Raw genomic sequence first — 17,842 nt, 5'->3', positions numbered from 1 at the left:
CCGGCACCCACCGTGCCGGGGCAGGCGCGCGTCCGCTCACAACAGCCCGTGTTCCCCGGCGATGCGCGCCGCGTCGAACCGGTTGCGTCCCCCGAGCTTCTTGATGGCCGCCGACGTCAGATTGCGTACGGTGCCCGCCGCCAGGTACAGCTCTCCCGCGATCTCCTTCACGGTCGCCCCGCCGGCCGTCAGCCGCAGCACGTCCACCTCCCGCACGCTCAGCATCGTCTCCCCGACCGCCACCGGCCGCAGCAGCGACGGGTCGACGGTCAGACAGCCGCCCGCCACCCCCATCAGCGTCGTCACCAGCTGGGGCAGCCGGGCGTTCTTCGGTACGACACCGAGCGCGCCGGCCGCCACGGCCCGGTCCACCACCGACGGCGTGGCCGCTCCCACCACCAGCGCGACCCCGCACTTGGGATGGTGACTGCGTACGTCGGTGGCGACGCGCAGCGCCTTGCCGGCCATCGTGGACTCGCCGAGCAGCAGGACGGTGGGCCGGTGCCGCTCCACCGCCGGCAGCACGGCGTCGCACGCCGTGGCCAGCCCGACCACCTCCAGTCCGTCGACGCCGTTGAGCGTCTCGGCGAAGGCCTCCAGGACGAGTTGGTGATCACCTGCGACGACTACCCGTATCGACATGCTGAACCCCCGTGCGGACGAACGGTGAGAAGACTCGTGGAAATCGGGCCCGGGGCCCGCGTGCCGTGTGCGGCGGACCGTCAGTGGCTCTCGTGCGAGCGGGTGAACCGCTCGATCAGCCGGTCCGCGACCGACTGGACCGCCCGCCCGTGACCGGCGTCGTAGTGCTCCGTGTCGATCTCGATGTGCTCGGCCCCGGCCGGCAGGGACGCCGCGACGACGGCCGAGACGGCGCGGAAGTCCCGGGCCAGGCCACCGCTGCCGGGACCCGGCGGGACGACCACGACGCACGCGGCCACCGGGCCGAGATCGCCGGCGATCTGGCGGGGCAGGGCGCGCAGTGTCTCCGGCCGCGTGACATCCACCTGATAGGGGAGCGCGACCAGTCCGATGTCGGCCAGTTCCTTGCAGAGGAACGCCGCGTTGGTGGCCGCGTCGTCGTCGCGTCCCGGATGCCCCGCGCCGACCACCGCCACCGCCGCGCCCGCCGCGCTCAGCCGGGTGGCCACACTGCGGCCGGCCCCGGTGGTCGCGTCTATGACGAGCACGACACAGCCGTTCAACGGAGGGACGACAAACGCGACTGTGTGCGACACCGGAACTCCTGAGCAGGTAGCGTGGCGAGAACGTGAAGGATCTACGGGGGATGCTTCGCCGGGCGCGCGGTGCCTCCCCCGTGCCGTGCCGCAGACGTCCGACTCGGCGCGGTGCCCGGTCCGGACATGTGGTTCAAGGGGGAAACACCACGTGGAAGACGTATCTCCACTCGGTCAGCGAACGCTTGCCGTCTACCGCGCGATCCTGTTCCACAAGGAACACGATCCGGACAGACTCGCCGCCCTCCTCGGCATCGCCGCCGACGAGGTGGAGGAGGCACTCGCCCAGCTGTCCGAGCTGTCCCTCCTCGCCCCGTCCCGGGACTCGCCCGGAGCGCTGCGCGCGGTGAACCCGTCGCTGGGCCTGAAGGTCCTGCTCCAGCGGGAACAGGACGAACTGGCCTACCGGCAGCAGCGCATCGAGCAGAACCGGGCCGCGCTGGCGGCGCTCGCCGCCGAGTACACGGCGTCGAGCCGGTCCGGTCCCGACGGCATCGAGGAGCTCGACGACGTCGACGACATCCGCATCCGTCTGGAGGCCCTGGCCGAGGGGTGCCGGCACGAGGTCCTGGCGTTCCACCCCGTGGGCGGACTGACCGCGGAGTCGATCGAGGCGGCCCGCCCGCTGAACGAACGGGCGCTCGCCCGCGGGGTCCGGTTCCGTTCGATCTACCTCGACAGCATCACCAACGACCGGGTGACCAGGGAACACGCCCAGTGGATGGCCGACCACGACAGCGAGATCCGTACGTCCCCGACCCTGCCGATGCGCCTGCTGATCGTCGACACGACCACCGCGGTGGTGGCGGGACTGCCCGGTCAGACGGGTCCCTCGGCGCTGCTGTTCGGCAGCCCGCCCGTGGTGCTCGCCATGCGGGCGCTGTTCGAGGCGTACTGGGAGCACGCGACCCCGTTCCATCAGGACGCCTCCGTCAAGGACGACGCCCACGGGCTCACCCCGCAGGAGCGCAAACTGCTCCAGCTCCTGGCCACCGGCCTCACCGACGAGGCGGTCGCCCGGACGCTCGGGATCGGGGTGCGCACGGAGCGGCGGATCATGGCCGAGCTGATGGAGCGGCTCGGCGCCTCCAGCAGGTTCGAGGCGGGCGTGCAGGCGGCTCGCCGGCAGTGGGTCTGAGACGCGGCGTCCGGCGCCCCGCCCGGCAGAGCGGTCACGGCCGGACCGGCGGCGCGGGCCAGACGAAGTCGTCCGGCCGGGGCGCGGGCGGCGCGGGCCACGTGAAGTCGTCCGGGTGGGGCACGGGCGGGGCCGGCCACGTGAAGTCGTCGGGCCGGTGGGCCGGCGGGGCGGGCCACACGAAGTCCTGAGTGGTGGCCGCCGACCCCCGCTCGGCCGCGCCGGCGGCCTGGGCGGGCACCGCCCAGGCGACGGCCGCCAGGACGGCGGTGGCGAGGACGGTGGCCGCGGTACAACGGTCGGTACGGATCATGCTGGTCTCCATTCCATGCGTGAGTCATGCCGTTGCGACGATGCGCATGGAGCCAGTGGTGCTTTCAGCTCCCCCGGGCCGGTCCGCGTTCCCCGTGCTTTCCGGCCGCTGCTAAGAGAGAACCATCACGCCACCCCCGCTGTCCGCATCCGGCCAGGCCAGGAAGCTGCCTGGCAGGGAGTTGCCCACGCGGCGGGGCGTTCCGCGGCACCGCCTACCCTTAGGGGCATGAGCAGCATCGACCGGAGCCAGTCAGTGGGCGGCACGCGCACCTATGAAGTACGCACCTACGGGTGCCAGATGAACGTCCACGACTCCGAGCGATTGTCCGGGCTGCTGGAGGACGCGGGCTACGTCCGCGCCCCAGAGGGCGCCGACGGCGACGCGGACGTCGTCGTCTTCAACACCTGCGCCGTCCGCGAGAACGCCGACAACAAGCTGTACGGCAATCTCGGCCACCTCGCCCCGAAGAAGGCGAGCCGCCCCGGCATGCAGATCGCGGTCGGCGGCTGCCTCGCGCAGAAGGACCGTGACACCATCGTCAAGCGGGCGCCCTGGGTCGACGTCGTCTTCGGCACGCACAACATCGGCAAGCTGCCCGTCCTCCTGGAGCGCGCCCGCGTGCAGGAGGAGGCGCAGGTCGAGATCGCCGAATCGCTGGAGGCGTTCCCCTCCACGCTGCCCACCCGGCGCGAGAGCGCCTACGCGGCCTGGGTCTCCATCTCCGTCGGCTGCAACAACACCTGTACCTTCTGCATCGTCCCCGCGCTGCGCGGCAAGGAGAAGGACCGCCGCCCCGGCGACATCCTCGCCGAGATCGAGGCCCTGGTCGCCGAGGGCGTCTCCGAGATCACCCTGCTCGGCCAGAACGTCAACGCGTACGGGTCCGACATCGGCGACCGCGAGGCGTTCAGCAAGCTGCTGCGGGCCTGCGGGAAGATCGACGGCCTGGAGCGCGTCCGGTTCACCTCGCCGCACCCGCGCGACTTCACCGACGACGTCATCGCCGCCATGGCCGAGACGCCCAACGTGATGCCGCAGCTGCACATGCCCCTGCAGTCCGGCTCCGACCCGGTGCTGAAGGCGATGCGCCGCTCCTACCGGCAGGAGCGCTACCTCGGGATCATCGAGAAGGTCCGCGCCGCCATCCCGCACGCGGCGATCAGCACCGACATCATCGTGGGCTTCCCCGGCGAGACCGAGGAGGACTTCGAGCAGACCCTGCACGTCGTCCGCGAGGCCCGCTTCGCGCAGGCGTTCACCTTCCAGTACTCCAAGCGTCCCGGCACCCCGGCCGCAGAGATGGACGGCCAGATCCCCAAGAAGGTCGTCCAGGAGCGGTACGAGCGTCTCGTCGCCCTCCAGGAGGAGATCTCCTGGGAGGAGAACAAGAAGCAGATCGGCCGCACCCTGGAGCTGATGGTCGCCGAGGGCGAGGGCCGCAAGGACGGCGCCACCCACCGCCTCTCCGGCCGCGCCCCCGACAGCCGCCTGGTGCACTTCACCAAGCCGGAGCAGGAGGTGCGCCCCGGCGACGTGGTCACCGTGGAGATCACGTACGCCGCCCCGCACCACCTCCTCGCCGAGGGCGCGGTGCTCGGCGTGCGCCGCACCCGCGCGGGGGACGCCTGGGAGAAGCGGAACACCGAGAAGGCGGCGCAGCCCGCGGGCGTGCTGCTCGGCCTGCCCAAGGTGGGCGTGCCCGAGCCACTGCCGGCGGCCACCGGGGGCTGCGCCGTCGACTGACCGAACCGGGGCAGGGGGACACATGGCTCACTGGGGCGTCGTGGAGGAGCTGCACGACAGGCCCCAGCCGGTCGCACATTCCGGAGGCACGCGCGAGGAGGCACGCCGCAGGCTGTACGAGACGGCGTGCACGCACCGGTTCACCGGAGGGCTGATGCAACGGCGCCGAGAGGCGTACCGCGTGGACGACGACGCGTACTACGTGGAGATCAAGGGCGGACCGGGCACCCACCACCTGCGATACAGCCTCGCAGAGCGCGTCCGGAGCACGGACGGCCCGTGAGGCGGCGATGCCGTTCCGGGCCGCCGCAGTAGGCTGTTGATCATGCTTGTCGCCGCCGCAGTCTGCCCGTGCCCGCCGCTGCTCGTGCCGGAGGTCGCCACAGGGGCCGCCCCCGAGCTGGACACCGCGCGGGCCGCGTGCACGGACGCGCTGGGTGTGCTCGCCGCCGCCCGGCCCGATCTGCTCGTGGTCGTCGGGCCGGGGGACGGTGCCGGGCCCGAGACCTACCCGGAGGGCGCCCCGGGATCCTTCCGGGGCTTCGGCGTCGGCCTGGACGTACGGCTGGGTCCGGACAGGGGCGCGCCGACCGGGCGGGAGCTGCCGTACGGACTGGCCGTGGGCGCCTGGCTGCTGGGCCGCACCGGGTGGGCGGGCGCCCCTGTGGAGGGAGTGGCCGTGGGGGAGGCCCTCACGGCCGAGCGGTGCGCCGAGGTGGGGGAGGCCGTCGCCGGCCGGGCGGAGCGGGTCGCGCTGCTGGTGATGGGCGACGCCGCCGCGTGCCGCACGCTCAAGGCGCCCGGCTACCTCGACGAGCGCGCGGCCCCCTTCGACGCGGAACTCGTGCGCGCGTTGGGCGCGGCCGACACCGGGGCCCTGCGCGCACTGGACACCGGACTGGCGCGCGAGCTGAAGGTGTCCGGCCGGGCCCCCTGGCAGGTACTCGCCGGCGCGGCGGCCGGAAACCCGGACCTGGAAGGCGCGCTGCTCTACGAGGACGCCCCCTACGGGGTCGGCTACCTCGTGGCCACCTGGTCGTAGGCGCCACCGCGGGGAGAACACGGCGGACGGCCGGGAGCCCTCGGCGTGCTCCGCGGCCGTCCGTCGGTGTGCCGCTCAGGAAGTGGGCGGCGGCCCGGCCGGCGGCGTGGTCGTGCCGCCCGCGCCCGAGCCGGGGTCGTTCTTGTGCGCGAGTCGGTCCACGGCACCCTTGGCCTTGCCCGTACCCGTCTGGATCCGGTCGCTGTACTTGCCCTTGGTCCGCTCGTCGACGGTCCGCGCGGCCTTGTCGAGGCCGTGCTGGATCTTGTCCTCGTGCTGGTGCGCGAGGTCGGAGACCTTGCCCTTGGCCGGGCCGAGTCTGGCCTTCAGGTTGTCCAGGAGCCCCATGATGTACCTTCCCTCGCGGCCGTCTACGTGCGGGCGCCCTCACCGGTCTCGCTGCCGGCCGCCTTGGCGGACTGCTGCTTCGGGATCTCGACGGTGTCGGTGACGGTGACCTCGCCGGCCTCCTCGTCCGCCGGCCCGGTGGTCTCCGGCGCCCCGGCCGACCCCTTCGGCTCCGCGGCCCCGGCCGTGCTCTCCGTGCCGGCCCCGGCCGCCGCTTCGTCGGTCCGGACCTCGGTGGTCCGCGTCTCCTCCGTGGCCTTCGACCTCCGAAAAAGCCGTGCAAAAACGCCCATATCAACTCCATACGTTACTCGTGCGGGCGAAATCCCGCGTTGCCCGGTGCGTCCGTTCGTGTGACCCGAGCCGCCGCCCCTGTGATCCGGCGGCAGGAACCTCGCAACGGGCAACGACCCGGCGACCGCCGCGTCACGTAACCCGTTCGAGGGCCGGGCGGGAGGTTTGCGAGACTGGATCAGTGAGCAGCGCACCCCTCGCCCCCCGCGTCATCGCCGTCGTCGGACCCACCGCGGCCGGAAAGTCCGATCTGGGCGTATTCCTGGCCCAGCGGCTCGGCGGCGAAGTCGTCAACGCCGACTCCATGCAGCTCTACCGGGGGATGGACATCGGCACCGCCAAACTGACGCCCGAGGAGCGCGGCGGCGTTCCGCACCACCTGCTCGACATCTGGGACGTCACCGTCGCCGCGTCCGTCGCCGAGTACCAGCGGCTGGCCCGGGAGCGGATCGACGCGCTGCTCGCCGAGGGCCGCTGGCCCGTCCTCGTCGGCGGTTCCGGCCTCTACGTCCGCGGCGCCGTCGACAACCTGGAGTTCCCGGGCACCGACCCCGAGGTCAGGGCCCGCCTGGAGGAGGAGCTCACGCTGCGCGGCCCGGGCGCCCTGCACGCCCGTCTCGCCGTGGCGGACCCCGAGGCCGCGCGGGTGATCCTGCCGGGCAACGGCCGCCGCATCGTCCGCGCGCTCGAGGTCATCGAGATCACCGGAAGACCTTTCACGGCCAACCTCCCGGGCCACGACTCGGTCTACGACACCCTCCAGATCGGCGTCGACGTGGCCCGTCCCGAGCTGGACGAGCGGATCGCCCGCCGGGTCGACCGGATGTGGGAGGCCGGTCTCGTGGAGGAAGTGCGCGCACTCCAGGCGCGGGGGTTGCGCCAGGGGCGTACGGCGTCGCGCGCGCTCGGCTACCAGCAGGTGCTCGCGGCGCTCGCCGGGGAGTGCACCCTCGAGGAGGCGCGGTACGAGACCGTTCGTGCCACCAAGCGCTTCGCGCGCCGTCAGGATTCATGGTTCAGGCGCGATCCCCGGGTGCACTGGTTGAGTGGGGCCGCGGTGGACCTGACGGAACTTCCGCAGCTCGCGTTGTCGTTGGTCGAACGACCGGTTACAGCCTGATCACGTCATGGCATCGGGACGCCCAGGCCGTCATCCGGGCCTGTGACGTCGTGCCATCATCGAGCTTCGATCGACCAAGTGGAGTCCTAGTTGGGAGGGCGCGTGGCGATGGAGGCCGGCCCTCGCGACACCGCACACGGCACCGAGCACCTCACCACCGAGCGGGGTGCACCGGAGCAGGAGACGACCGACCGCCTCAGTCCGGACGGACCGGACGAGACGCCGGGCGGCGTGACCGACGACGGCCCCGAGCCGGACGAGATGTTCGCGGGCGGTGAAGAGGTCGAGGTCGAGCTGCGCCCACAGCGCCGGCTGCGCATCTGGCAGCTCGCACCCATCGTCGGGCTGGCCGCGGTCGGCTCCCTGATGTTCGCCTTCCCGCTCGCCTTCGACTTCGGCGACAGCGGCGCCGTGATCGCCATGCTGGGGCTGCTGATCTGCTCCTGCGCGGCCGGCTGGGGCATGATGGCCGCCCGCAGGGTGGGCTCCACCTGGCCGGGCCTGCCGCCCCGGGGCTCCGGACGCAGACCCGACTGGCGGGTCGTGACCGCCTACGCCGTGATGCTCGCCGCCGTGGTGGCCCTGGCGGTCTGGAGAGTGGCCAGGCTCCGCTGAAAGCAGACGGCAAGGGCAGCGCCCCGAAGGAGCGCGGGGCCGTGCCGTTACGCGGCTCCGCCGCGCGGGCGCGACAACTCCCACCGGCCCGCACGGGACGACCACCGCACCACCCCTCAGCGCCCCGGCGGAGTGTTCTCGTACGATCGGGGAATGAGCACGCGGATCACCTTCCTCAAGGGCCACGGCACGGAGAACGACTTCGTGATCCTCCCGGACCCCGAGAACGCCATCGACCTCCCCCCGGCCGCCGTCGCCGCCCTGTGCGATCGCCGCGCGGGCATCGGCGGCGACGGGCTGCTGCACGTGGTGCGGTCCGCGGCGCACCCGGAGGCCGAGGCCATGGCGGCCGAGGCCGAGTGGTTCATGGACTACCGCAACGGCGACGGCTCGGTCGCGGAAATGTGCGGCAACGGAGTGCGTGTGTTCGCGCGCTATCTCCAGCGCGCCGGACATGTGGCCGAGGGTGACATCGCGGTCGCCACGCGTGGGGGCGTGAAGACCGTGCACATCGCCAAGGAGGGGGGCATCACCGTCGGCATGGGCCGGGCGCTGCTCCCCGAGGGCGACGTCACCGTGAGCGTCGGCGGGCGCAGCTGGCCGGCGCGGAACGTGAACATGGGCAACCCGCACGCCGTGGCCTTCGTGGACGACCTCGCCCACGCGGGCGATCTCTTCACCCCGCCCCCGTTCGACCCGGCCGCCGCCTACCCGGACGGCGTGAACGTGGAGTTCGTCGTCGACCGCGGCCCGCGGCACGTGGCGCTGCGGGTGCACGAGCGCGGATCCGGCGAGACCCGATCCTGCGGCACGGGCGCGTGCGCGGTCGCCGTGGCCACCGCCCGCCGCGACGGCGCCGACCCGAATGTCACCGGCACCCCGGCGACGTACACCGTGGATGTGCCCGGCGGCACCCTCGTGATCACCGAACGACCCGACGGCGAGATCGAGATGACCGGCCCGGCGGTGATCGTCGCCGAGGGCGTGATCGAGCCCGAGTGGCTGGAGAACGCCCTGCGCTGATCGGGGCGAGGGCTCAGTATCGCGGCTTCCGGCCTGTCTGATGATCGCATCCGAAGGGTCGGAAGGGCGTTCACCTTCGAGATCATGCCGACCCGCCGACCCGATGGCGTGAAAGGGGCCCCGGTCGACCTTCGCTCGAAGGGGTGATCCGTTTCACGCTCGGCCGGAGGCGGTCGGCCCGAGGGGGTCCGGCTCGGTAGCATCAAGCACCGGCCCGGACGGGGGACGAACACCGTCTCCTGAGCCCGAGTCCGCCCTGGGGCGCGCCGTCCGCCGGTCCACGCAGCCGGAGGTGCCCATGAATGCGGAGGCCGCGAATCCTGCGACCCCAGGCTCTGTGACCTCTGGTCACGTCACACCGACGGGGTCGCGCAGGAAGGCCCGCCCCCGGCTCGACCTGCGCCGACTGGGCCGTGCCGCGCTGCTCGGCCCCGCCGCCCGCGACCGGCTCCCCGACGCCATCGGACACGTGGTCGACGCCCACCGCGCCCACCACCCCGACGCCGACCTCGAACCCCTGCGCCACGCCTACGTCTTGGCCGAGTCCTCCCATCGCGGCCAGATGCGCAAGAGCGGTGAGCCGTACATCACGCACCCGCTCGCGGTGACCCTGATCCTCGCCGAACTCGGCGCCGAGACCACGACGTTGACCGCCTCCCTGCTCCACGACACCGTCGAGGACACGGACGTGACGCTGGATCAGGTGGGTGAACAGTTCGGCGAGGAGGTCCGCTACCTCGTCGACGGCGTCACCAAACTGGAGAAGGTCGACTACGGCGCCGCCGCCGAGCCCGAGACCTTCCGCAAGATGCTCGTCGCCACCGGTAACGACGTCCGCGTGATGTCGATCAAACTCGCCGACCGGCTGCACAACATGCGCACCCTCGGCGTGATGCGTCCCGAGAAACAGGAACGCATCGCCAAAGTGACACGTGACGTCCTGATCCCGCTCGCCGAACGGCTCGGCGTCCAGGCGCTCAAGACCGAACTGGAGGACCTGGTCTTCGCGATCCTCCACCCCCAGGAGTACGAGCACACGCGCGAGTTGATCATCCGCAACGCCGCCCGCGCGGACGACCCGCTCGCCGAAGTCGCCGGCGACGTGCGCAAGGTGCTCCGCGAGGCCGACATCACCGCCGAAGTCCTCATCCGTCCGCGCCACTTCGTCTCCGTGCACCGCGTGTCCCGCAGACGCGGGGCACTGCGCGGCGCCGACTTCGGCCGTCTGCTGGTGCTGGTGAACGAGGACGCCGACTGCTACGGCGTCCTGGGCGAGCTGCACACCTGCATGACGCCCGTGGTCTCGGAGTTCAAGGACTTCATCGCCGTACCGAAGTTCAACCTGTACCAGTCGCTGCACACCGCCGTGGCCGGTGCGGACGGACAGGTCGTCGAGGTCCTCATCCGCACCCACCGGATGCACAAGGCCGCCGAGGCCGGAGTCGTCGCCCTCGGCAACCCCTACACCGCCCCGCCGGAGGAGCAGTCCGCGAGCGACGGTGAACGCGTCGACCCCACCCGGCCCGGCTGGCTCTCCCGGCTCCTGGACTGGCAGCGGGCCGCACCCGACCCCGACACCTTCTGGTCCACCCTGCGCGAGGACCTCGCCCAGGACCGTGAGATCACCGTCTTCCGCCCCGACGGGGGCACGCTGGGCCTGCCGGAGGGGGCGACCTGCGTGGACGCCGCCTACGCACAGTACGGCGAGGACGCCCACGCGTGCATCGGGGCCAGGGTCAACGGCCGGCTGGCGACACTGAGCACCGTCCTCAAGGACGGTGACACCGTGCAGTTGCTGATGGGCCAGGACGCGGCCTCCGAGCCCTCCAGGGAGTGGCTGGAGCACGCCCACACCCCCGCCGCGCGGATCGCCATCCAGCGGTGGCTGGCCGCCCATCCCGCACAGGGCGAGGCACCCGGGACCGAACCGGAGGAGGCCGCCCGGCCGCTCGCCGGCGACCCCGCCCGGTCACCGGCTCCGGATGCTCCGGACGCCGGCCGTCCCACCGCCGCCCAGGTCCTGGCCGACCGGGCCGGCGCGACCGTACGGCTCGCCGGCTGCTGTACGCCCGTACCGCCCGACGAGGTGACCGGCTTCGCCGTGCGCGGGGGAGCGGTCACCGTGCACCGGGTCGAGTGCGCCGCGGTGGCGCGCATGAAGAGCGCGGGGCGCGCGGAGGTCGGCGTGCGCTGGGGGGAGGGTGCCGAGTGCCGGGTCACGCTGGTCGCGGAGTCCTTCGTCCGCCCGCACCTGCTCGCGGACCTCACCGAGGCCATGGCCCTCGAAGGCGCCGAGATCGTCTCCGCGACCGTCGAACCCCCGGACCGGCAGCAGGTGCGGCACACCTACACCGTGCAGCTGCCGGACGCCGCCCACCTGCCCGTCCTCATGCGCGCGATGCGCAATGTGGCCGGTGTGTACGACGTGAGCCGGGCCCAGCCGCAGACCCCTGGCGTCTGACCGGAGCGTGGAGCGTCCAAGCGGCGGTGTGATTACCCGATCGGGTGGGTCGGAAGCGCGCCGTCACCGCAGCACGCGCGCACGCTGATAGCCGTGGGGAATGCCGCTCACCCCTCACGGCCGCTCCCCGCACGGCGCCGGCCCCCGCGCCCAGGTGCCCGCCGGTGCCGCGTCACAGGCCCGGACCTCGGACACCCCCGTCCCGCGCGGCCGGTCGCCGCACGGTCACGGCCCCCAGGCCCGGACGCTGCCCCACAGCCACGCCGCCCGGCACCGGGACGCCCGCACCGGGACCGGTCGCGCACGTCACCGCCGGACGGCCACGGTGCTGCTCGCCTCCGCCGTCTCCGTCTGCCTGGTCGCCGCGAGCGCCCCGGCCGTCCCGCTCGGCATCGGCGACCGCCTCTTCCCGTACCTGGGCAACCCCGGATACGACGTGCTGTCGTACGACATCGCCCTCGACTACCCCGGCCGCAACGACCGGCCGCTCGAAGCCGTCACCACGATCGACGCCCGCCTCACCGCCGACCTGGACCGGATCAACCTCGACTTCGCCCACAACACGGTCCACTCCGTCGAGGTCGACGGCGGTCCGGCCGGCTTCACCGGTGCCGGAGAGGACCTGGTGATCACACCGGCGGACGACCTGGACAAGGGCGAGCGGACCCGGATCACCGTCCGGCACACCAGCGACCCCGCGGCCGCCGAGGACCGAGAGGGCGGCTGGGTGCGCACCGCGGACGGCCTCGCCATGGCCAACCAGGCCGATGCCGCCCACCTGGTGTTCCCGTGCAACGACCACCCCTTTGACAAGGCGGTGTTCACCTTCCGGATCACCGCCCCCGACGGCCACACGGCCGTCGCGAACGGTCTGCCCGCCGCCGTCGAGCGCACGCGCGGGGCCGCCACCTGGACGTACCGGACCCGTCACCCCATGGCCACCGAACTCGCACAGGTCTCCGTCGGCCGTTCCGCCGTCCTGCACCGCACGGGCCCGCACGGGCTGCCCCTGCGGGACGTCGTGCCCACCGCGCACCGCGCGGAGCTCGAACCATGGCTGGCGAAGACCCCCGCCCAGATCTCCTGGATGGAGGAGAAGGCCGGCCGCTACCCGTTCGAGACCTACGGTCTGCTCCTCGCCGACGCCTCCACCGGCTTCGCGCTGGAGACCCAGACCCTCTCCCTCTTCGAACGCGACCTGTTCACCGATTCCGCCCTCCCCGCCTGGTACGTCGAGTCGATCATGGTGCACGAGCTGGCCCACCAGTGGTTCGGCGACAGCGTCAGCCCCCGCACCTGGTCCGACCTGTGGCTCAACGAAGGCCATGCCACCTGGTACGAGGCGCTGTACGCGCAGGAGCGGGGCGGCAGGTCCCTGGACGCACGAATGGAGGCCGCCTACGAGGCGTCCGACGGCTGGCGCGCGGCCGGCGGACCGCCCGCCGCGCCCGAGCCCCCGGAACCCGGCCGGAAGATCGACATCTTCCGGCCGAACGTCTACTCCGGTGCCGCGCTCGTGCTGTACGCCCTGCGCGAGGAGATCGGCCGCACCGCCTTCGGGCGCCTGGAGCGCGACTGGGTCACCCGCCACCGGGACGGCACCGCCTCCACCGCCGACTTCGTCCGGCTGGCGTCCCGCGTCGCCGGACGCGACCTGACCGGCTTCCTGCACCCCTGGCTGTACGGAGCCACGACCCCGCCGATGCCGGGCCATCCCGAATGGAAGTCCGCGGCCCGGTCCGCGACGCCCGCCCGGCGGCCGCTCACGCCCGCGCATCGACCCGGTGCGAGCCGGGAATAACACGATGACGAGACGGGCCGTACCGTGCGACCATCGTCAGGTCCGCACAGCACGGGACGCGGGAATCTCCCGGGCCTCCCGGACGTTGTGGACAGTGACGGAGGGTCCCACGGACCGGCTCCGTCGCCGCAGAAGGCTCACCGACGACGTAAGGACCCAATGACCTCCTCTTCTTCCCCTTCCCAGGACACCAAGCGCTTCGCGTACACCCATCCCGAAGGTCTTCGGGCCGATGCCCTGATGGAAGAGGACGTCGCCTGGAGCCTCGAGATCGACGGAGAGCGGGACGGCGACCAGTTCGACCGCTCCGAGCGTGCGGCCCTGCGCCGCGTCGTGGGCCTCTCCACCGAGCTCGAGGACGTCACCGAGGTCGAGTACCGACAGCTCCGCCTGGAGCGGGTCGTGCTCGTCGGGGTGTGGACCTCGGGAACCGTGCAGGACGCGGAGAACTCCCTCGCGGAGCTCGCCGCCCTCGCGGAAACGGCGGGCGCCCTCGTGCTCGACGGCGTGACCCAGCGCCGCGACAAGCCCGACGCGGCGACGTTCATCGGCTCCGGCAAGGCGCAGGAGCTGCGGGACATCGTGCTCGAGACGGGCGCGGACACCGTCATCTGCGACGGTGAGCTCAGCCCCGGGCAGTTGATCCAGCTCGAGGACGTCGTCAAGGTCAAGGTCATCGACCGTACGGCCCTGATCCTGGACATCTTCGCCCAGCACGCCAAGTCCCGAGAGGGCAAGGCGCAGGTCGCGCTCGCGCAGATGCAGTACATGCTGCCGCGACTGCGCGGCTGGGGTCAGTCGCTGTCCCGGCAGATGGGCGGCGGCAAGGGCGGCGGCCTCGCCACCCGTGGTCCCGGTGAGACCAAGATCGAGACCGACCGGCGTCGCATCCGCGAGAAGATGGCGAAGATGCGCCGTGAGATCGCGGAGATGAAGACCGGCCGCGAGATCAAGCGCCAGGAGCGCAGGCGCAACAAGGTGCCGTCCGTGGCCATCGCGGGCTACACCAACGCCGGCAAGTCCTCACTGCTCAACCGCCTCACGGGCGCGGGCGTCCTGGTCGAGAACGCGCTGTTCGCGACCCTGGACCCGACCGTGCGCCGGGCCGAGACCCCGAGCGGCCGGCTGCACACGCTGACCGACACGGTCGGCTTCGTCCGGCACCTGCCGCATCATCTGGTCGAGGCGTTCCGCTCCACGATGGAGGAGGTCGGCGACGCCGACCTGATCCTGCACGTGGTGGACGGTTCGCACCCGGTCCCGGAGGAGCAGCTGGCCGCCGTGCGCGAGGTGATCAGGGACGTCGGCGCCACCGGCGTACCCGAGATCGTGGTGATCAACAAGGCCGACGCGGCCGACCCGCTGACGCTCCAGCGGCTGCTGCGGACGGAGAAGCGCTCCATCGCGGTCTCGGCCCGCACCGGCCGGGGCATCCCGGAGCTGCTCGCGCTGATCGACAGCGAGCTGCCCCACCCGTCCGTGGAGATCGAGGCGCTCGTGCCCTACACCCACGGCAAGCTGGTCGCCCGCGCCCATGACGAGGGCGAGGTGATCTCCGAGGAGCACACCCCGGAGGGCACCCTGCTCAAGGTGCGGGTGCACGAGGAACTGGCGGCGGAACTCACGCCGTACGTTCCCACCCCGGCCGGCTGAGCCACTCACGACGGAGTGAAGGCCTGCCCCTGCTCACGGGGGCAGGCCTTCACTCCGTGCGGATCACTGACCGCCGTAGGTCTTGCTCATGTTCTGGTACAGCGCCTCGGCGTCCTCGCCGAGCTGCGGGCCCGCCAGCCAGGTGTTGTCCATCGGGCCGATCGAGGTGTTGGAGACCAGCACCGTCTCGCCGTTCAGCACCCGGAACCAGCCGCCGCCGGACGAGCCGCCGGTCATGGAGCAGCCGATGCGGTACATCGTCGGCAGGCTCGAGCCGAGCGAGAACCGGCCCGGAGCGTCGAGGCACTTGAACATCTGCAGGCCGTTGTAGGGCGGCGCGGCCGGGTAGCCCCAGGCGCCCATCTCGCCCGCCTCCGCTGTGGACGGCGCGGAGAAGTCCACGTCCAGCGCGGCGCCGACCGTCTCCTCCAGGGACTTGGCGCCCTGCTCCGGCTTCACGTGCAGCACGGCGTAGTCGTACGCCGCTCCGTCGCCGCCGGACGCCGAGCCGCCCTGGATCCAGCCGTTGGAGGTCGAGGCCCAGTCCGCCCACCAGTTGCCGTAGGGGGCGGTCTCGGTGGCGCTCGCGTTGCCCAGGTCCGCCTCGGACCTGCCGAGGTCGTTGTAGGCCGGGACGAAGGTGAGGTTGCGGTACCAGCCGCCGTTGCCGCCGGCGTGCACACAGTGCCCGGCCGTCCAGACGAGGTTGGACCTGCCCGGGTGGTTCACGTCCTTGACGACCGTTCCGGAACACACGGCGGGGCCCTCGGGGGAGTCGAAGAACACCTTGCCGACCGGCGCCGCGTTCTCGTGGTACGGCGTCTTCTCGGCCTCCGCCCGGACCTGGGCCGGCTCCGGGTCGCTGACGCCCTGGGCCGCCGACGCGTCCTTGGTCGAGACGGTCTTGTCGGCCTCCTCCGCGGACCGCATCCGGTCGGGCTCCCACAGGCCCTCGATCACCGGGTTGACGAAGTCCTCGGCCTCACTGAGCCACTTGTCCTTGTCCCAGTCCTCCCAGCCACCGTTCTTCCACTTGTCGACGTCGATCCCGTGCTCCCTGAGCTTGTCCGCGATGTCGGACGGGATCCTCACCTCGCCGCCGTCGCTGCCGGCGGCCTGCGAGGTGGTGGCGTCGGGCTTGTCGTTCGCCTCGTCCTTCCCGGAACCGCCGCACGCGGTCGCGGTGAGCGCCAGGGCGGCGACGAGCCCGGCGGCGGTGAGAACGGTGCGACGGCCACGCCCGAGTGGCGCGGACGTACGTGTGGAACGCATGGTGCATGACCCCCGTGGAAGCGAATGAATGCCCTGCCGCGTGTGCGTGTTCCGTTCGGGATCCGGGACCGGGCGCCGTCACCCCGCCCGGTCCCGCGCGCGCGGCGGCACGCGGGACCGGACACGCCGGTCACCGACCGGCGAACTTCTCGCTGACCGCGTCGTACACGCCCTTGGCCTCGTCGCCCAGTCGCGGGCCGGCCAGCCAGCCCGACGTCACCGGGCCGATGGAGGTGTTGGACACCAGGGCCGGCTTCCCGTCCGAACCCGTCGCGACCCAGCCGCCACCGGACGAACCGGCGGTCATGCTGCACCCGATGCGGTACATCGTCGGGTCCGACGCGCCGAGCGACAGCCGTCCGGGCCGGTCCTGGCAGCGGTGCAGCGTCTCGCCGTCGTACGGCGGGGCGGCCGGGTAACCGATCGCCGTGATCTCCTTCACCTTCGGCACCGCGGGGGCGCCGAAGTCCACCGGCAGCGCCGAACCGACCGTCTCCTCCAGCGACTTGCCGTCGCCACCCTCCTCCGGCGTCACATGGATGACCGCGAAGTCGTACGAGGCGCCGTCACCGCCCGTGGAGCCGCCCTGCTCGATCCACTGGTCCGAGGTCTGCGCCCAGTCACCCCACCAGACGCCGTACGGAGCGGTCTCCTCCTTCGTGGGGTTCTCGAGCTCCTTCGCCGGCTTGCCCGCGTCGTTGTACGACGGCACGAAGGCGATGTTGCGGTACCAGCCGCCCTTCTTGCCCGCGTGCACACAGTGGCCCGCCGTCCACACCATGTTGGACTTGCCCGGGTTGGCCGGGTCCTGCACCACCGTGGCCGAGCAGACCATCGTGCCCTCGGGGGAGTCGAAGAACACCTTGCCCGCCGTGGGGGCGTTGGCGTGGTACGGCGGGGCGATGGCCTCCGCCTGCACCGGTTCCGGAGTCGGGTCCGTCACGCCCTGGTCACCGGAGATGTCGCTCTCGTCGACCCCCTGGTCCGGCTCCTCGGCGTCCCGCATGCGGTCCGGGTCCCACAGGTCCTCGATGATCGGGTTGACGAAGTCGTTGGCCTCGCGCAGCCAGTCGTCCTTGCTCCAGTCCTTCCAGGCGCCGTCCTTCCACTTGTCGAGGTCGATCCCGTGCTCCTTGAGCCGGTCCTTGATGTCGTCCGGGATCTTGAGCTTGCCGTCGTCGGCAGCGGCGGTCGCGGAGGCCTCGGCGCTCGCGTCGGCGTCCCCCGACTCGCAGGCGGTGGCGGTGAGGGCGAGCGCCGAGACGAGTGCGACAGCGGCCAGGACGGGGGAGGTCCGGCGTGTCGGCCCCCCTCGGCGAGCGGTGGACGACGGCCGTATGGATCGCATGATCTGACTCCCCCTGGAATGAACGGATGTGGTGCTTCGGCCGTGGTCCCGCCCCTGACCCGCACGGAGTTCGGGGATGCTCCCAACGGCCTTCGGGAACGGCACCACACACTATGCGCTCGCCGTGGGGGACATCCGACGGAACGGCAACGGTTCGGCTACAAGCCGCCTGACCTGGACGATCGTCCGGGGATGCGCCGATTTGAGGCCGTCGGGCCCCCAGGCGCCGGCCCGGAGGGCCAAGGATCCCGGAGTAACCCGTAACCCGGTGGGCGGTCCGCGGTTGGTAGCGGTGGGGGGTCCGCTGCCCGCACGCGGATGCCCCGTGCCGTGGTTCGGCGGGAGCACGGAGGAGGACGGTGGCGGAATCCAACGATCACGGAGGGACAGGTGGCCGCGGTCCTGGACCGACTCGCCGACGCCCTCCACG

General features: G+C 72.2%; 17 protein-coding genes. 10 read left to right on the top strand and 7 right to left on the bottom strand.

What is annotated here, in order from left to right; genetic code table 11:
* Positions 1–36: 36 nt before the first annotated feature.
* On the bottom strand, positions 37–642 hold the full coding sequence (locus ACH4VX_RS26410) for a response regulator transcription factor (protein WP_398370637.1): 606 nt from the start codon (positions 640–642) through the stop codon (positions 37–39).
* Between the two features lie 80 nt (positions 643–722).
* Positions 723–1,238 (bottom strand): hypothetical protein, encoded by a 516-nt coding sequence (locus tag ACH4VX_RS26405; protein WP_398370635.1) that lies wholly within the window; start codon positions 1,236–1,238, stop codon positions 723–725.
* Between the two features lie 151 nt (positions 1,239–1,389).
* Here ACH4VX_RS26405 and ACH4VX_RS26400 point away from each other — a divergent pair, with 151 nt between their 5' ends.
* Positions 1,390–2,376, top strand: coding sequence for a LuxR C-terminal-related transcriptional regulator (locus ACH4VX_RS26400; protein ID WP_398370633.1), 987 nt, complete (start codon positions 1,390–1,392; stop codon positions 2,374–2,376).
* A gap of 34 nt (positions 2,377–2,410) precedes the next feature.
* Here ACH4VX_RS26400 and ACH4VX_RS26395 read toward each other — a convergent pair whose 3' ends face one another.
* Positions 2,411–2,689, bottom strand: coding sequence for a hypothetical protein (locus tag ACH4VX_RS26395; RefSeq protein WP_398370631.1), 279 nt, complete (start codon positions 2,687–2,689; stop codon positions 2,411–2,413).
* A gap of 228 nt (positions 2,690–2,917) precedes the next feature.
* Between ACH4VX_RS26395 and miaB the strand changes: the two genes are divergently transcribed.
* The 3 genes from miaB to ACH4VX_RS26380 are packed head-to-tail and all read left to right on the top strand — an operon-like array spanning position 2,918 to position 5,477.
* Complete coding sequence (gene miaB, locus ACH4VX_RS26390; protein ID WP_398370629.1) at positions 2,918–4,435, top strand: tRNA (N6-isopentenyl adenosine(37)-C2)-methylthiotransferase MiaB; 1,518 nt, start codon at positions 2,918–2,920, stop codon at positions 4,433–4,435.
* A gap of 22 nt (positions 4,436–4,457) precedes the next feature.
* On the top strand, positions 4,458–4,718 hold the full coding sequence (locus ACH4VX_RS26385; protein ID WP_398370627.1) for a hypothetical protein: 261 nt from the start codon (positions 4,458–4,460) through the stop codon (positions 4,716–4,718).
* A 42-nt stretch (positions 4,719–4,760) separates the two neighbouring features.
* A complete protein-coding gene (locus ACH4VX_RS26380) occupies positions 4,761–5,477 on the top strand; it encodes a class III extradiol dioxygenase subunit B-like domain-containing protein (RefSeq protein ID WP_398370625.1) in 717 nt (238 codons plus the stop codon).
* A 75-nt stretch (positions 5,478–5,552) separates the two neighbouring features.
* On the opposite strand, the gene ACH4VX_RS26375 is transcribed toward ACH4VX_RS26380, so the two are convergent.
* Together ACH4VX_RS26375 and ACH4VX_RS26370 are read right to left on the bottom strand one after the other, a co-directional pair.
* Positions 5,553–5,825 (bottom strand): antitoxin, encoded by a 273-nt coding sequence (locus ACH4VX_RS26375; RefSeq protein ID WP_398370623.1) that lies wholly within the window; start codon positions 5,823–5,825, stop codon positions 5,553–5,555.
* Between the two features lie 23 nt (positions 5,826–5,848).
* Positions 5,849–6,118, bottom strand: a complete 270-nt coding sequence (locus tag ACH4VX_RS26370; protein WP_398370622.1) for a hypothetical protein — start codon at positions 6,116–6,118, stop codon at positions 5,849–5,851.
* Between the two features lie 182 nt (positions 6,119–6,300).
* Between ACH4VX_RS26370 and miaA the strand changes: the two genes are divergently transcribed.
* The 6 genes from miaA to hflX all read left to right on the top strand — a co-directional run bounded on the left by miaA (position 6,301) and on the right by hflX (position 14,792).
* Complete coding sequence (miaA, locus tag ACH4VX_RS26365) at positions 6,301–7,239, top strand: tRNA (adenosine(37)-N6)-dimethylallyltransferase MiaA (RefSeq protein ID WP_398370621.1); 939 nt, start codon at positions 6,301–6,303, stop codon at positions 7,237–7,239.
* Between the two features lie 108 nt (positions 7,240–7,347).
* A complete protein-coding gene (locus ACH4VX_RS26360) occupies positions 7,348–7,854 on the top strand; it encodes a hypothetical protein (RefSeq protein ID WP_398370727.1) in 507 nt (168 codons plus the stop codon).
* Between the two features lie 153 nt (positions 7,855–8,007).
* Entirely contained in the window at positions 8,008–8,877 is an 870-nt protein-coding gene (gene dapF / locus ACH4VX_RS26355) for a diaminopimelate epimerase (RefSeq protein ID WP_398370619.1), read from the top strand.
* 298 nt (positions 8,878–9,175) lie between these two features.
* On the top strand, positions 9,176–11,338 hold the full coding sequence (locus tag ACH4VX_RS26350) for a RelA/SpoT family protein (protein WP_398370617.1): 2,163 nt from the start codon (positions 9,176–9,178) through the stop codon (positions 11,336–11,338).
* Positions 11,339–11,438: 100 nt separating this feature from the next.
* Positions 11,439–13,139, top strand: a complete 1,701-nt coding sequence (locus ACH4VX_RS26345; protein ID WP_398370615.1) for a M1 family metallopeptidase — start codon at positions 11,439–11,441, stop codon at positions 13,137–13,139.
* 159 nt (positions 13,140–13,298) lie between these two features.
* Positions 13,299–14,792 (top strand): GTPase HflX, encoded by a 1,494-nt coding sequence (gene hflX, locus ACH4VX_RS26340; protein ID WP_398370613.1) that lies wholly within the window; start codon positions 13,299–13,301, stop codon positions 14,790–14,792.
* Positions 14,793–14,855: 63 nt separating this feature from the next.
* On the opposite strand, the gene ACH4VX_RS26335 is transcribed toward hflX, so the two are convergent.
* Complete coding sequence (locus tag ACH4VX_RS26335; RefSeq protein WP_398370612.1) at positions 14,856–16,064, bottom strand: trypsin-like serine peptidase; 1,209 nt, start codon at positions 16,062–16,064, stop codon at positions 14,856–14,858.
* Positions 16,065–16,194: 130 nt separating this feature from the next.
* Positions 16,195–17,412, bottom strand: a complete 1,218-nt coding sequence (locus tag ACH4VX_RS26330) for a trypsin-like serine peptidase (protein WP_398370610.1) — start codon at positions 17,410–17,412, stop codon at positions 16,195–16,197.
* Positions 17,413–17,842: the final 430 nt, after the last annotated feature.

Origin of the sequence: Streptomyces sp. NPDC020731 (genome assembly GCF_044334705.1) — a bacterium.
GTDB lineage: Bacteria > Actinomycetota > Actinomycetes > Streptomycetales > Streptomycetaceae > Streptomyces.
The sequence above is the reverse complement of the archived record's forward strand: the minus strand, read 5'-3'. Positions and strand labels throughout refer to the sequence as shown.

What these genes read in the sequence shown, in the direction of transcription:
- ACH4VX_RS26385 (WP_398370627.1), top strand. Translation starts at nt 4,458, where the DNA reads ATGGCTCACTGGGGCGTCGTGGAGGAGCTGCACGACAGGCCCCAGCCG.
- ACH4VX_RS26345 (WP_398370615.1), top strand. Translation starts at nt 11,439, where the DNA reads ATGCCGCTCACCCCTCACGGCCGCTCCCCGCACGGCGCCGGCCCCCGC.
- dapF (WP_398370619.1), top strand. Translation starts at nt 8,008, where the DNA reads ATGAGCACGCGGATCACCTTCCTCAAGGGCCACGGCACGGAGAACGAC.
- ACH4VX_RS26370 (WP_398370622.1), bottom strand. Translation starts at nt 6,118, where the DNA reads ATGGGCGTTTTTGCACGGCTTTTTCGGAGGTCGAAGGCCACGGAGGAG.
- hflX (WP_398370613.1), top strand. Translation starts at nt 13,299, where the DNA reads ATGACCTCCTCTTCTTCCCCTTCCCAGGACACCAAGCGCTTCGCGTAC.
- ACH4VX_RS26350 (WP_398370617.1), top strand. Translation starts at nt 9,176, where the DNA reads ATGAATGCGGAGGCCGCGAATCCTGCGACCCCAGGCTCTGTGACCTCT.
- ACH4VX_RS26410 (WP_398370637.1), bottom strand. Translation starts at nt 642, where the DNA reads ATGTCGATACGGGTAGTCGTCGCAGGTGATCACCAACTCGTCCTGGAG.
- ACH4VX_RS26380 (WP_398370625.1), top strand. Translation starts at nt 4,761, where the DNA reads ATGCTTGTCGCCGCCGCAGTCTGCCCGTGCCCGCCGCTGCTCGTGCCG.
- ACH4VX_RS26360 (WP_398370727.1), top strand. Translation starts at nt 7,348, where the DNA reads ATGGAGGCCGGCCCTCGCGACACCGCACACGGCACCGAGCACCTCACC.
- ACH4VX_RS26335 (WP_398370612.1), bottom strand. Translation starts at nt 16,064, where the DNA reads ATGCGTTCCACACGTACGTCCGCGCCACTCGGGCGTGGCCGTCGCACC.
- ACH4VX_RS26330 (WP_398370610.1), bottom strand. Translation starts at nt 17,412, where the DNA reads ATGCGATCCATACGGCCGTCGTCCACCGCTCGCCGAGGGGGGCCGACA.
- ACH4VX_RS26375 (WP_398370623.1), bottom strand. Translation starts at nt 5,825, where the DNA reads ATGGGGCTCCTGGACAACCTGAAGGCCAGACTCGGCCCGGCCAAGGGC.
- ACH4VX_RS26395 (WP_398370631.1), bottom strand. Translation starts at nt 2,689, where the DNA reads ATGATCCGTACCGACCGTTGTACCGCGGCCACCGTCCTCGCCACCGCC.
- miaB (WP_398370629.1), top strand. Translation starts at nt 2,918, where the DNA reads ATGAGCAGCATCGACCGGAGCCAGTCAGTGGGCGGCACGCGCACCTAT.